This window comes from Stenotrophomonas sp. B2 (assembly GCF_014947095.1).
GTDB lineage: Bacteria > Pseudomonadota > Gammaproteobacteria > Xanthomonadales > Xanthomonadaceae > Stenotrophomonas > Stenotrophomonas maltophilia_P.
Map to the genome: position 1 here is coordinate 1 of NZ_JADCQA010000009.1, position 12,352 is coordinate 12,352.

A 12,352-nucleotide genomic window follows, 5' to 3' on the forward strand; every position below is an offset into this window, starting at 1 on the left:
CCGGTGGCGGGAGTGTCCGCGGCATGGATGCCGCGGCCAAGCCCCCATGGACGGGTTTACGGCGTCTCCCGCCACCGGACCCACCCCGCCATCCCACGGATAGCCTGTTGCTTCGGCTTCGGCTTCGGCTTCGGCCTCTGCAGGTGCAGGGCGGCAGCCCTGCATGGAAAACCCACCCCCTACCAAGGTAGGGCGGAACGCGCGGCAACGCGGCACTATGCTCGAACCCATGACTTCGTCTGGGAGGGCTGCGTCATGAACTACGAGGAAACCTACCGCCGCTCGATCGACGAGCCGGAGGCGTTCTGGGGCGAGGAAGCCAAGCGCATCCATTGGCACAAGCCGCCGCAACAGGTGCTCGACTACAGCAACCCGCCGTTCCGGCGCTGGTATGTGGGCGGCGAAACCAACCTCTGTTACAACGCGGTCGATCGCCATCTGGACACTCGGCCCGACCAGCTCGCGCTGGTGGCCATTTCCACCGAAACCAACAGCACCCGCGAGATCACCTACCGGCAGCTGTACCGTGAAGTGAACGACTTCGCTGCTGTGCTCCAGCGCCTGGGCGTCGGCCATGGCGACCGCGTGGTCATCTACATGCCGAACATGGCCGAAGCCGTCTTCGCGATGCTGGCCTGCGCGCGCATCGGGGCCGTGCACTCGGTGGTGTTCGGTGGATTCGCCGCGCACAACCTTGCCCTGCGCATCGATGACGCCAGACCCAAGCTGCTGATCGCGGCCGATGCCGGCATGCGCGGAGGCAAGCTCATTCCCTACAAGCCGATGGTGGACGCCGCCTGTGCGGAAGCCGGGCATCCACCGCCGCACGTGCTGATCGTTTCGCGCGGGCTGGATCCGGCCGAGCCGCGCATCGAGGGCCGCGACGTCGAGTACGCGACGCTGCGCGCGGAAGTCGGTGCCGTCGATGTTCCGGTGCAGTGGCTGGAAGCGAGCGAGCCGAGCTATCTGCTGTATACCTCCGGCACCACCGGCAAGCCCAAGGGCGTGCAGCGTGATGTGGGCGGATACGCGGTGGCGATGGCACAGTCGATGGAGACCGTCTTCGACTGCAAGCCGGGGCAGGTGATGTTCTCCACCTCCGATGTCGGCTGGGCCGTGGGACATTCCTACAACGTGTATGGACCGCTGATCGGCGGTTGCACATCGCTGTTGTACGAAGGCCTGCCGACCCATCCGGATCCGGGCATCTGGTGGGCCCTGTGCGAGCAGTACAACGTGCGCACGATGTTCTCCTCTCCCACCGCGATCCGCGTGCTGAAGAAGCACGACGCGGATTTCATCCATCGCCACGACCTGCGCGCGTTGAAGTACCTGTTCCTGGCCGGCGAACCGCTGGATGAGCCGACCGCGCACTGGATCAATGAAGCGCTGGGCAAACCGATCATCGACAACTACTGGCAGACTGAAACCGGCTGGCCGGCCTTGACCCTGTTGCCGGGCCTGGAGATGAAGCCGGTGCGCTTTGGTTCGCCGGGCTTCCCCAACCTCGGTTACCGCATGAAGGTGATCGACGAGAACACCGGCGAAGAAGTCGCACCCGGGCAGAAGGGAGTCCTGGTGGTCACCCCGCCATTGCCGCCGGGCTGCATGAGCACGGTGTGGAACGACGACAGCCGCTTCCTGCAGAGCTACTTCAGCCATTTCAAGGAGCTGCTGTACAGCTCGCTGGACTGGGCGATCCGCGACGATGACGGCTACACCTTCATCCTCGGCCGTACCGACGATGTCATCAACGTCGCCGGGCATCGCCTGGGGACACGTGAGATTGAGGAAGCCATCTCCAGCCACCCGCGTGTGGCGGAGGCCGCGGTGATCGGCGTCAAGGATGAACTGAAGGGACAGGTGCCGCTGGTCTTCGTCACCCTCAAGCAGGGGCTGGGGGGCGAAGACCCTGCACCGGTGGTGGCGGAGATGATGGCAACGGTGACCACGTCGCTGGGGGCGGTTGCACGGCCGGCGCACGTGCACGTGGTCAACGCGTTGCCGAAGACGCGCTCGGGGAAACTGCTGCGGCGCTCGCTGCAGGCGCTGGCCGAGCAGCGCGATCCCGGCGATCTGTCGACGCTGGATGACCCGGCCGCCCTGGAGGAGATCCGCCGCGCGCTGGGACGCTAGACCGGTCCTGTATTGCCGGGGCCGCGTGCAGCGGGCCGAGGCAAGGAATGCAGCGGTGCTGCACCGCAGCGTTCACCGTACCAGCAGTGCGTTAAGCTCGATGCCGGGGAGCGCGTCCGTCAGGGCGCGCAGGCATGCGCATCATGGAACGGGGGAGCTATGGCACTGCTGCACGCCAAGACGGCCGCTGGCCGCCAGGAAATCGAGGATCGTGCGCGGCGCCTGCCGGCCGCGCTGCGCTCGATCCTGCTGATGGTCGATGGTCGCCGCGATGACACCGAACTGCGCAGCCTGCTCGAAGGACTGCGGGCGCCACCCGATGCGCTGGAACAGCTGGCCGCGATGGAGCTGATCGAAGTGGTGGGGGGCAGCGCCGATGCGGTGCCGGTCGCTGGCCTCAGCAATGGTCGCGAACAGGACCCGGCGCTGTATCAGCAGCTGTACGAGGCGATGAGCGAAGCCGTGCGGCGCCACCTCGGGCTGAAGGGCTACTTCATGCAGTTGAAGATCGAGCGCTGCACCGATGCCTTGGCCCTGGAGCGCCTGTGCCCGGAACTGCTGGCGGCGGTAGGCAAGGCACGCAGCCCGGCACTGGCACAGCGCTGGTGGCAGGAAACGCAGGCATCGCTGGCAGCCGGCGATCGCGGAGTCGTGCAGGCCTGACGCAGCGCGTAGAGTGGATGGTTTCATTCCCATCAGGAGCCTCTCGTGCAGGACGACCACGACGACACCGACACCCCCGGCTGGGACGCGATCAATGCGGCGTTGGCGCCGCTGTACGCGGGCCAGGAGCCCCTGCATTTCGGAACGGCATTGCCGTACACGCTGGGCGGCCAGGATCCCCTCGATGGCATCAGTGTCTACCGCGCGGAGGCGCCGGTACCGCACTGGCACTACATCACCTATGGCCTGTCCGAGCTGTACGCCAAGGAGAGCAGTGACGCCGAAGCAAGTGGCTACGGATTCGAGCTGACCTTCCGTCTGGCAGCAGGCGAGGGCGTGCACGCCGAACAGGCACCGCCGACATGGCCGATGAACCTGCTGCAGAACCTGGCGCGCTACGTGTTCGGCAGCGGCAACGTGTTCGAGGACGGCCACCACCTTGACGCGAACGGCCCGATTGCCCTCGAGTCCGACACCCGCCTGCGCCATCTGGCTTTCATCGCCGACCCGCAATTGCCGGCGCGCGAGACCGCCAACGGCCGCCTGCAGTTCCTGCAGCTGGTCGGGCTGACGGATGGGGAAATGGCTGCAGTGAAACGCTGGTCGACCCGCGGGGTGCTGCACGTGCTGGAGCCGGCGATGCCCCTGTGGATCACCGATCTGCATCGGGCCGACCTGCTGGATGATCCGGCACTGGCGGCGCAGGTGCAGGCGGGCAGTGCGCGGGAGGGTTCCAGCACCGGCATGTTGTTCATTGAAACGCTGGACTGGCGACAGGTCTCGGGCGTGACCACGCTGGTGCTCGGCGCCGGCCAGGTGCCGAGCGTGCGCGAGCTGCTGCCGCTGCGCCTGCACCATGGCGCATCACTGGTGCTGGTCAGCCGTGAGCGCCAATGGGAGTTCACCCCGGCTGCGGGCGGCGGCGCCAACGACGTCGATGCCGACAGCGCGCGCTGGGCATTGGATGCACAGGGGGTCCAGGCATGGCAGGACGTGCGTGCCGAGCGCGGGATCTACCCGCTGGGCGGCCAGCTGCAGGTGGAGGTGGTGCCGACGCTGCTGCGTGACGCCAAGGGTGCCGTGATCCGCGAGATCGGTTGAACGGTGGACGCAGGTGCCGGCGATGCCCGGCGCGGGGCCGGGACGCCGGATCGGAGCCGCCTGCTCTGCCGGCGGCTCCGTTGTGCGGTCAGGCCAGGCCTTCGGCCTTCAGTGCGGCCTGCACGCCGGCATCGGCGTCCATGCGCGCCTTGTAGGCGGCCAAATGATCCAGCCCCGCCAGGTCGACCTTGGCGCCGGCTGCCCAGCGCAGGGTGATGTAGAAGTACGGATCGGCGAAGCTGCGGAATCCGGCCAGCCACGGCTTGTCCGCCAGCTGCCGGTCGGCCGTCTCGAACAGGCCACGCAGGCGCTTGCGGGCGGCCGCGCGGATCGCGTCGTACTGGCTCTCATCGCCGATGAACTTGCCCGGTGCGAACAGCGGCGAGAACGCCGGGTGCACATCGGAGTTGACGAAGGCCAGCCAGCGGGTGGCCTCGGCACGCTGGCGCGGGCTGCCGTCGCCGGCCAGGCCGGCCTGCGGGAAGCGGTCGGCGATGTAGCCCATGATGGCCGCGTTCTGCAGCAGGATGAAGTCGCCATCGACCAGCGCCGGAACCGAGCCGGCCGGGTTGATCTTGAGGAATTCCGGCCCCTTCAGGGTGTCCTTGTCGAGCAGTTCGACCTCGAACGGCTGGCCGGTCCACTGCAGGGCGATGTGGTCGGCGGTGGAGCAGGCACCGGGCTTGCTGTACAGCTTCATGGGAACTCCAGGCGGGGTGTGCGGGAATCGCCCACTATCCCAGAGCCTGCCGGCGCGCGGCAACGCTGCCGCTGGCAACAGTTCGTTACGACTGCCGGGGCTTGAGGTTCTGCACCTTATAGAAGGTGTGATCACCGATGGTGGCCACCTGGTAGGCATTGCGCCAGTTCGGGCTGGCGATGGCCAGGGCGGCGAAATGGCTGGCACCGGGGACGATCTCGCGGCGCTCGCCGGCCGGCAGCGCCCAGTTGCGCTCCGCATCGAAGGCCACGCTCATGGCCTCGCTCCAGGCCGCGTCGTTGCCCAGCTGGGTGCCGGGGGAGACGATGGTCGGGGCGAACTGCTTGCGTGCGGTCACCACCTGGCACATCGAGTCGCCCCACAGGCCGCTGTCGAGGCGGCGCAGTGCCACTTCGGCCACGGCCTGCTGGCCGCGCAGGGTCTGGTCGCGGGCTTCCAGGTACACGGTGGTGCTCAAACACAATGAATCAGCCGCCGGCTGGGGCAGCAACTGCGACAGCCAGAGAATCCAGGCCAGTTTCATATAACTCCTTGCTCCGTATGGGCCGCACCACGGGGTTCCGGCCGAAGAGAGGGCAGGAGGCGGGGTACGACTTGGCGTCATGGGGAGGCGGCCATCGGGGCCGCCCCGTGGGCGGCCCGGGAAAAGAGGATCGATGAACGATCCGGGAGGGCCGCACCGGCTCACCGGAAACTGGGTGGTGAGCGGAAAGTTGGCGCAAGGTAGGGGGGGCTGGCCGAACGCATCATGAATCGCCCGGCTTGACATTCAGCTTTGAGGTGGGTGACGGAAATCACAGTCCCGCCGCCCATTCAGGTCTGGATCAAAGGGCGGCCGCCACCCGGCTGCCCTGATCGATGGCGCGTTTGGCGTCCAGTTCGGCGGCCACATCGGCACCGCCGATCAGCTGTGCGCTGATGCCCGCCGCCTGCAGTTCGGCCTGCAGCGCGCGGTTCGGTTCCTGCCCTGCACAGATCACCACATGATCCACCGGCAGCAGCTGTTCGCTGCCTTCCACGCGGATGCGCAGCCCCTGGTCGTCCACGCCGAGATACTCGACGCCGCCCAGCATCCGCACGCCCTTGGCCTTCAGCGTGGCGCGATGGATCCAACCGGTGGTCTTGCCCAGGCGCGCACCCGGCTTGCCGGGGCTGCGCTGCAGCAGCCACAGCCGGCGTGGCGAAGCGTCCACCTGCGGGCGGGCCAGCGAGCCGCGGGCCTCGAAGGTGGCGTCCACCCCCCATTCGGCCATCCAGCGCTGCGGGTCCAGCGACGGCGATGGGCCCTCGTGGCTGAGGAATTCCCCGACATCGAAGCCGATGCCGCCGGCACCGATGATGGCCGCGCTGGCGCCCACCTCGACCCGGCCCTGCAGCACGTCCAGGTAGCTGACGACCTTGGCGTGGTCCGCGCCGGGGAAGTCGACCCGGCGCGGCGTGATGCCGGTCGCCAGCACGACCTCGTCGAAGCCGGCCAGGTGGGTCGCATCTGCCCGGGTACCCAGGCGCAGCTGCACGCCGGTGTCCTGCAGCTTGTGGCGGAAATAGCGCAGCGTCTCGTGGAACTCTTCCTTGCCCGGGATGCGCTTGGCCACATTGAACTGGCCGCCGATCTCGTCGCTGGCGTCGAACAGGGTGACCTGGTGACCGCGCTCGGCGGCCACCGTGGCGCAGGCCAGGCCGGCCGGGCCCGCGCCCACCACCGCCACCCGCTTCGGTGTGGACGTCGGGCTGTAGACCAGTTCGGTTTCGTGCGCGGCCCGCGGATTGACCAGGCAACTGGCCAGCTTGTTCTCGAAGACGTGATCCAGGCATGCCTGGTTGCAGGCGATGCACGTGTTGATCGTGTCGGCACGGCCGGCGCGCGCCTTGTTCGGCCATTGCGGGTCGGCCAGCAGCGGGCGCGCAAGCGACACCATGTCCGCACCGCCGTCGGCGAGAATGCGCTCGGCAACCTCGGGCATGTTGATGCGGTTGGTCGCCACCAGCGGCACCGCCACATGCGGCTTCAGCTTGGCGGTGACCCCGGCGAAGGCGGCGCGGGGCACCGAGGTGGCGATGGTGGGAATGCGCGCCTCGTGCCAGCCGATGCCGGAATTGATGATCGTCGCGCCCGCGGCCTCGATGGCCTGCGCCTGCTGCACGATTTCCTCCCAGTTGCTGCCGTCCTCAACCAGATCCACCAGTGACAGCCGGTAGATGATGATGAAATCCGGGCCGCAAGCTTCGCGGATGCGGCGCACGATCTCCACCGCGAAGCGCATGCGCTGGGAGGCATCACCGCCCCAGCGGTCTGTACGCGTGTTGGTGCGGGGGGCGATGAACTCGTTGATGAGGTATCCCTCCGAGCCCATCACTTCGACACCGTCGTAGCCGGCTTCGCGTGCCAGCCTAGCGCTGCGCGCGTAATCGGCGATGTGCCGTTCGACGCCGCTGGCCGACAGTGCGCGCGGGGTGAACGGATTGATCGGCGCCTTGAGCTTCGAGGGCGCCACCGACAGGGGGTGGTAGGCATAGCGGCCGGCGTGCAGCAGCTGCAGACAGATCTTCGCGCCATGCTGGTGGGCGGCGGCCGTCAGTTGCCGGTGCGGACGCACTTCCCAGGGCCAGGACAGCTTGCCGCCGAAGGGTTTGAGCCAGCCGACCACGTTGGGGGCGAAGCCGCCGGTGACGATCAGGCCGACGCCGCCTTCGGCGCGCTCGGCGAAGTAGGCGGCCAGGCGCGGGAAATCGCGCGCGCGATCTTCCAGCCCGGTGTGCATCGAACCCATCAGCACCCGGTTGCGCAGCTGGGTGAAGCCCAGATCGAGCGGGGCGAACAGGTGGGGATAGGCGCTTTCGTTGGCTGGCGACATGGTCAATACGCTTGCGTACGGAAGCGCGAAGCGTGCCGCGAAACGGCGGTCGGGGCAAGGGGCGGGCGATTTGGTAGCGCCGGGCCATGCCCGGCGATGCGGCTACCCGTGGCCGCGCTGCGCGCTCGCCGGGCGTGGCCCGGCGCCATCTGCCGGCAGGGGCCGGCCGATGCCGAACCAGCCCAGCGTCACCCCGCACAGCGGGCCGATCAGCAGCGCAAAGGCCAGGGTGCCGACGCCCACGTTGCCTCCCAGCCACCAGCCCAGCAGCAGGACGCTGCCTTCGATCAGGCTGCGCACCTTCCAGATCGGCCAGCCGGTGCGGGCATGCAGGCCGGTCATCAGCCCGTCGCGCGGGCCGGGGCCGAGCCGCGCGCCGATGTACAGGCCGGTGGCCAGTGCCACCAGCAGCATGCCGGCACCGAACATCGCCGCCTGCCAGACCAGGCCGACAGCCGGCGGCAACAGCCACAGGCCGAACTGCGCGGACGGACCGATCAGCAGCACGTTGAGCACGGTGCCTACGCCCGGCTTCTGCCGCAGGGGCCACCACAGCAGCAGGACCAGCGCGCCGATCACGTTCGTGGCCAGGCCGAAGGACAGCGGGGTCTGCGCCGCGACGCCCTGTGACAGCACGTCCCAGGGCGCGACACCGATCGCGGCACGGATCATCAGCGAGGCGCCGAAGCCGTACAGGAACAGGCCGACGATCAGTTGCAGCAGGCGCAGGGGCAGGGCAGTGGGCATGGGAGCGCTCGGGGGGAGGGAATCTGTCTCCACCGTAATCCCGAATCGCCAGCTCCCATAGATACAGATCCGGGTGAATCCCGCGCCACAGCGCGCGCGTCAGTCGTCCCAGCCTGCCAGTGCCAGCTTGCCCAGCGTGCGGCCGCTGGCCAGCCGCTCATGCGCCGCCTGCAGGTTGGCGGCATTGATCGTGCCGAGTGTCTCGCTGAGCGTGCCACGCAGCTGGCCTGCATCGATCATGCTCGCGGCGCGGCTCAGGATGCGGTGCTGCTCGATGCGGTCGGCGGTATCGAAGCGCGATCGCGCGAACATGAATTCCCAGTGGATGCCGATGCATTTGGCCTTGTACGGGTCGCCGATGCGCAGCGCGCCACGGGGTTCGACGATCAGCCCGACGTGCCCCTGCGGCGCCAGCAGCTGGCCCAGTTCATCCCAGTAGTGATCGGTGTCGGCCAGGTTGAGCGCGATCTGCACGGCGCTGATGCCCAACGCCTGCAGCTGCGGCTGCAGCGGCTGGCGATGGTCGATCACGTGATGGGCGCCCATCTGCCGGCACCAGTCGGCCGACCGCTCGCGGGAGGCGGTGGCAATGACCGTGAAGCCGGCATGGTGGGCCAGCTGGATGGCCATCGAACCGACGCCGCCGGCGCCGCCGATCACCAACAGGTGCTGCCCGGCGTGGCGGCGGTCATCCAGATGCAGCGGCATGCGCTCGAACAGCAGCTCCCATGCGGTCAGCGTGGTCAGCGGCAGCGCCGCTGCCTCGGCAAAATCCAGCGTGGTGGGCTTGCGTGCGACCAGCCGCTCATCCACCAGCTGATACTGGGCATTGCAGCCGGAGCGGGTGACATCGCCGGCGTAGTAGACCTCGTCGCCGGAGGCGAACAGGCGTGCGTCCTCGCCGATGGCCTCGACCACGCCCGCTGCATCCCAGCCGAGCACCCGCGGCGTGTCCAGCGTGGCCGGATCGGTGGCGGCACGCTGCTTGCCGTCGACCGGATTGATCGAAACCGCCTGCACGCGGACCAGCAGATCGCGGCCGGCTGGCGGCAGCGGCGGCGGCAGCCGGAGATCCTGCAGGGCGGGGGCGGATTCACGACTCAGGGCGACGGCTTTCATCTCGGCTCCGGCTCGGTTTCCCTTTTCATCATAAGGTTCCTCACGTTTCCGGGGGCGCGCTGAATCTCCTTCGCCGCGCGTTCCGCAGAATGTCGCCTGCGTTGCCTAAACACCGTCAAACCCTTATGGGGTGAGGGTCTTGCGGATTTTCATCATCCTGTATAGGGTTTCAACGTCGGACCGGTGGCCGGTCGGGCGCAACACTTCACATGTTACGGGACTGTTAACATGGCCTTCACCCGCCTGAGCATAATGTTCGCGGCGGTGGCGTGCTGAATCGGCTGTCTGAACATCGACGCAGTAGTGCTGGCCCATGCCTCTACCGGTTTCATACCCCCGAAATAGGAGCTGTACTCAATGAACAAGAAGATCCTTACTGCCGCGCTGCTGGGTGGTCTGGCTTTCGCCCAGGCTGCTTCTGCGCAGGAGTTCGATGACCGCTGGTACCTGACCGGTTCGGCCGGCTTCAACTTCCAGGACAGCGACCGTCTGACCAACGACGCTCCGTTCGTGACCCTGGGCCTGGGTAAGTTCATCAGCCCGAACTGGTCGCTGGACGGTGAGCTGAACTACCAGAACCCGAACTTCGACAGCAATCAGGACCTGAACTGGTCGCAGTACGGCATCTCGCTGGACCTGCGTCGCCACTTCATCAAGGAAGGCCGCGGCTGGAACCCGTACATCGTCGGTGGCCTGGGCTACCAGAAGTCGGAAGAAGAGTACCCGGCCAACAGCCTGAATGGTCCGCGTGAGCGCAAGGACGGCAACGTTGCCGCCAAGCTCGGCGTCGGCCTGCAGACCACCTTCGACAAGCGCGTTGCTGTCCGCGCCGAAGTGGCCTACCGCGCTGACTTCGACGACAAGAGCTACCACGCTGCCAGCGAAGACTGGTTCGGCGACGTGCTGGCTTCGGTCGGCGTCGTGATCCCGCTGGGCCCGGCTCCGGTCGCGGCTGCTCCGGCTCCGGCTCCGGTTGCCCCGAGCTGCGCCGACCTGGATGACGACGGTGACGGCGTCAACAACTGCGACGACAAGTGCCCGAACTCGCAGCCGGGTCAGACCATCGGTCCGGACGGTTGCCCGGTGCCGGTCTCGATCGACCTGAAGGGCGTGAACTTCGACTTCGACAAGTCGAACCTGCGTCCGGACGCCGTGGCCATCCTGAGCGAAGCCACCGAGATCCTGAAGCGTTACCCGGATCTGCGCGTTGAAGTCGCCGGTCACACCGACTCGAAGGGTACCGACGCTTACAACCAGAAGCTGTCGGAGCGCCGCGCCACCGCGGTGTACAACTACCTGACCAAGAACGGCGTGGACGCTTCGCGTCTGGTCGGCCCGATCGGCTACGGCGAGAGCCGTCCGATTGCTCCGAACACCAACCCGGATGGTTCGGACAATCCGGAAGGTCGCGCCAAGAACCGTCGTACCGAGCTGAACGTCCAGAACTAAGTTCTGACGTTTCGCCCGCAAGACACAGCAGGACCCGGCTTCGGCCGGGTCTTGTTGTTTCTGCGGCGGGAAAAGCCGGAACGGGCCTCCGTGGACCAACCGTTTGTCGGCTTTTTGTCCAAAAAACCAATGAGTTGGCGCATTCATTGAAAGTGGCGCTTGAAAGCTGTCGCCGCATTGCTACACTCGCCGCGTCACCTTCCTTCCGTGGATGCCTCTCATGCTGCGCTCTGCATCGGCCGCCGTCCTGGCGCTGGCCCTGGTTCCTGCCGCTCACGCTGCGGTCGATTGCTCGGTCAATACCAGCGCTTCGCCGCTGCCGCTGCCGGCCACGACCATCGCGCCGGTGGCCGACGAGCTGTACATCCGTGGCAACCAGCTGGGCATGCCGGCCGGTGTGCTGAGCAGCAGCTACGATCCTTCGCAGTCGCTGGACCAGGTGCTGCAGCGCCTGCGCATCGACGGCTGCCAGAACATCGCCAAGGCGATTCCGAGCGCGCCGGCGGTGAAGCCGAACGATCCGGCGGCGTACAAGCCGCAGACCGAATTCGACAATACGCCGTGGCGCTTCGACATGAGCCAGAACGGCAAGCGCATGACCGCCGAGGAATTCGATGCCTGGATGAAGGCGCGTGGCGTCCGCGTGGTCAAGGCGCGCCCGGCACCGGTGGCCACCCCGGCCGCGGCCGAAGTTCCGGCTGAGACCAAGCCGGTCGATAAGAAGTAACCGTCGCGGGGAGCAGAGGCTTGCGTACGCGCCGCCCACCTGCCGCCCCCGCCGCCCGCTCCCACGTCCTGCGTGGGCGCGCGGATCCGGATGCATCCAAGGGTGTGCGCCATGGCCTGGCGCGTGTGCTCTCCAAGGCCGGCGTGTGCTCGCGCAGCGAAGCCGCGCGCTGGATCGCCGAGGGCCGCGTGCGCGTCTCCGGCCGTATCGTCCGTGACCCGGAGTTTCCGATCGGCAGCCCGGCACCTCCCATCGAGGTCGATGGCCTGCCGCTGGCGCCGCCGCAGCGGCTTTACCTGATGCTCAACAAGCCGCGCGGGGTGGTGACCACCGCGCAGGACGAGCGCGGTCGTGACACCGTATACCGCTGCTTCGACGGCGCCGGCCTGCCCTGGATCGCGCCGGTCGGCCGGCTGGACAAGGCCAGTGAGGGCCTGTTGCTGTTCAGCAACGATCCGCAGTGGGCGGCGCGCCTGACCGATCCGCAGACCGGGCCGGACAAGACCTACCACGTGCAGATCGATCGCCTGCCCGATGCGGCCACGCTGGCGGCGCTGCAGGCCGGGGTGGACGACGAGGGTGAATTCCTGGCCGCCCGGGCCGTGCGCGTGCTGCGCAGCGGTGACAAGACCGCGTGGCTGGAGGTGGTCCTCGACGAGGGCCGCAACCGCCACATCCGCCGCCTGCTGGCGGCCTTCGACCTGCAGGTGCTGCGCCTGGTCCGGGTCGCGATCGGCGAACTGGCGCTCGACGATCTCGGCAAGGGCCAGTGGCGGATGCTGGAGGTCAATGACCAGCAGCGGCTGGGGGCCGCTGCACCGGGCTGAGCGTCAT

11 protein-coding genes are annotated in these 12,352 nt (G+C 67.7%); 6 read left to right on the forward strand and 5 right to left on the reverse strand.

Features of this window, described 5'->3' with window-relative positions:
- Nucleotides 1-255: 255 nt before the first annotated feature.
- The 3 genes from prpE to IMX13_RS11875 all read left to right on the forward strand — a co-directional run bounded on the left by prpE (nt 256) and on the right by IMX13_RS11875 (nt 3,900).
- Nucleotides 256-2,136 (forward strand): propionate--CoA ligase, encoded by a 1,881-nt coding sequence (prpE, locus tag IMX13_RS11865; protein WP_065182872.1) that lies wholly within the window; start codon nt 256-258, stop codon nt 2,134-2,136.
- A 159-nt stretch (nt 2,137-2,295) separates the two neighbouring features.
- On the forward strand, nt 2,296-2,799 hold the full coding sequence (locus tag IMX13_RS11870) for a hypothetical protein (RefSeq protein WP_193396431.1): 504 nt from the start codon (nt 2,296-2,298) through the stop codon (nt 2,797-2,799).
- Nucleotides 2,800-2,844: 45 nt separating this feature from the next.
- On the forward strand, nt 2,845-3,900 hold the full coding sequence (locus tag IMX13_RS11875) for a suppressor of fused domain protein (protein ID WP_193396432.1): 1,056 nt from the start codon (nt 2,845-2,847) through the stop codon (nt 3,898-3,900).
- Between the two features lie 88 nt (nt 3,901-3,988).
- On the opposite strand, the gene IMX13_RS11880 is transcribed toward IMX13_RS11875, so the two are convergent.
- The 5 genes from IMX13_RS11880 to IMX13_RS11900 all read right to left on the reverse strand — a co-directional run bounded on the left by IMX13_RS11880 (nt 3,989) and on the right by IMX13_RS11900 (nt 9,342).
- Nucleotides 3,989-4,600, reverse strand: coding sequence for a glutathione S-transferase N-terminal domain-containing protein (locus IMX13_RS11880; protein ID WP_065182874.1), 612 nt, complete (start codon nt 4,598-4,600; stop codon nt 3,989-3,991).
- 85 nt (nt 4,601-4,685) lie between these two features.
- Nucleotides 4,686-5,144 carry a cell wall hydrolase gene (locus IMX13_RS11885; RefSeq protein WP_053520031.1) on the reverse strand — a complete coding sequence of 153 codons (459 nt, stop codon included), beginning with the start codon at nt 5,142-5,144 and terminating at the stop codon, nt 4,686-4,688.
- A 301-nt stretch (nt 5,145-5,445) separates the two neighbouring features.
- Nucleotides 5,446-7,476, reverse strand: a complete 2,031-nt coding sequence (locus IMX13_RS11890) for an NADPH-dependent 2,4-dienoyl-CoA reductase (protein ID WP_193396433.1) — start codon at nt 7,474-7,476, stop codon at nt 5,446-5,448.
- Nucleotides 7,477-7,578: 102 nt separating this feature from the next.
- Complete coding sequence (locus IMX13_RS11895) at nt 7,579-8,223, reverse strand: hypothetical protein (RefSeq protein WP_193396434.1); 645 nt, start codon at nt 8,221-8,223, stop codon at nt 7,579-7,581.
- Between the two features lie 99 nt (nt 8,224-8,322).
- Nucleotides 8,323-9,342: a zinc-binding alcohol dehydrogenase family protein gene (locus IMX13_RS11900; RefSeq protein WP_065182877.1), complete on the reverse strand. Its 1,020-nt coding sequence runs from the start codon at nt 9,340-9,342 to the stop codon at nt 8,323-8,325.
- A gap of 357 nt (nt 9,343-9,699) precedes the next feature.
- Between IMX13_RS11900 and IMX13_RS11905 the strand changes: the two genes are divergently transcribed.
- The 3 genes from IMX13_RS11905 (at nt 9,700) to IMX13_RS11915 (ending at nt 12,345) form a co-directional block, all read left to right on the forward strand.
- Nucleotides 9,700-10,791, forward strand: a complete 1,092-nt coding sequence (locus IMX13_RS11905; RefSeq protein ID WP_164153140.1) for an OmpA family protein — start codon at nt 9,700-9,702, stop codon at nt 10,789-10,791.
- A gap of 220 nt (nt 10,792-11,011) precedes the next feature.
- Nucleotides 11,012-11,518, forward strand: a complete 507-nt coding sequence (locus IMX13_RS11910; protein WP_053520026.1) for a hypothetical protein — start codon at nt 11,012-11,014, stop codon at nt 11,516-11,518.
- 68 nt (nt 11,519-11,586) lie between these two features.
- A complete protein-coding gene (locus tag IMX13_RS11915) occupies nt 11,587-12,345 on the forward strand; it encodes a pseudouridine synthase (protein ID WP_227255422.1) in 759 nt (252 codons plus the stop codon).
- Nucleotides 12,346-12,352 lie beyond the last annotated feature (7 nt).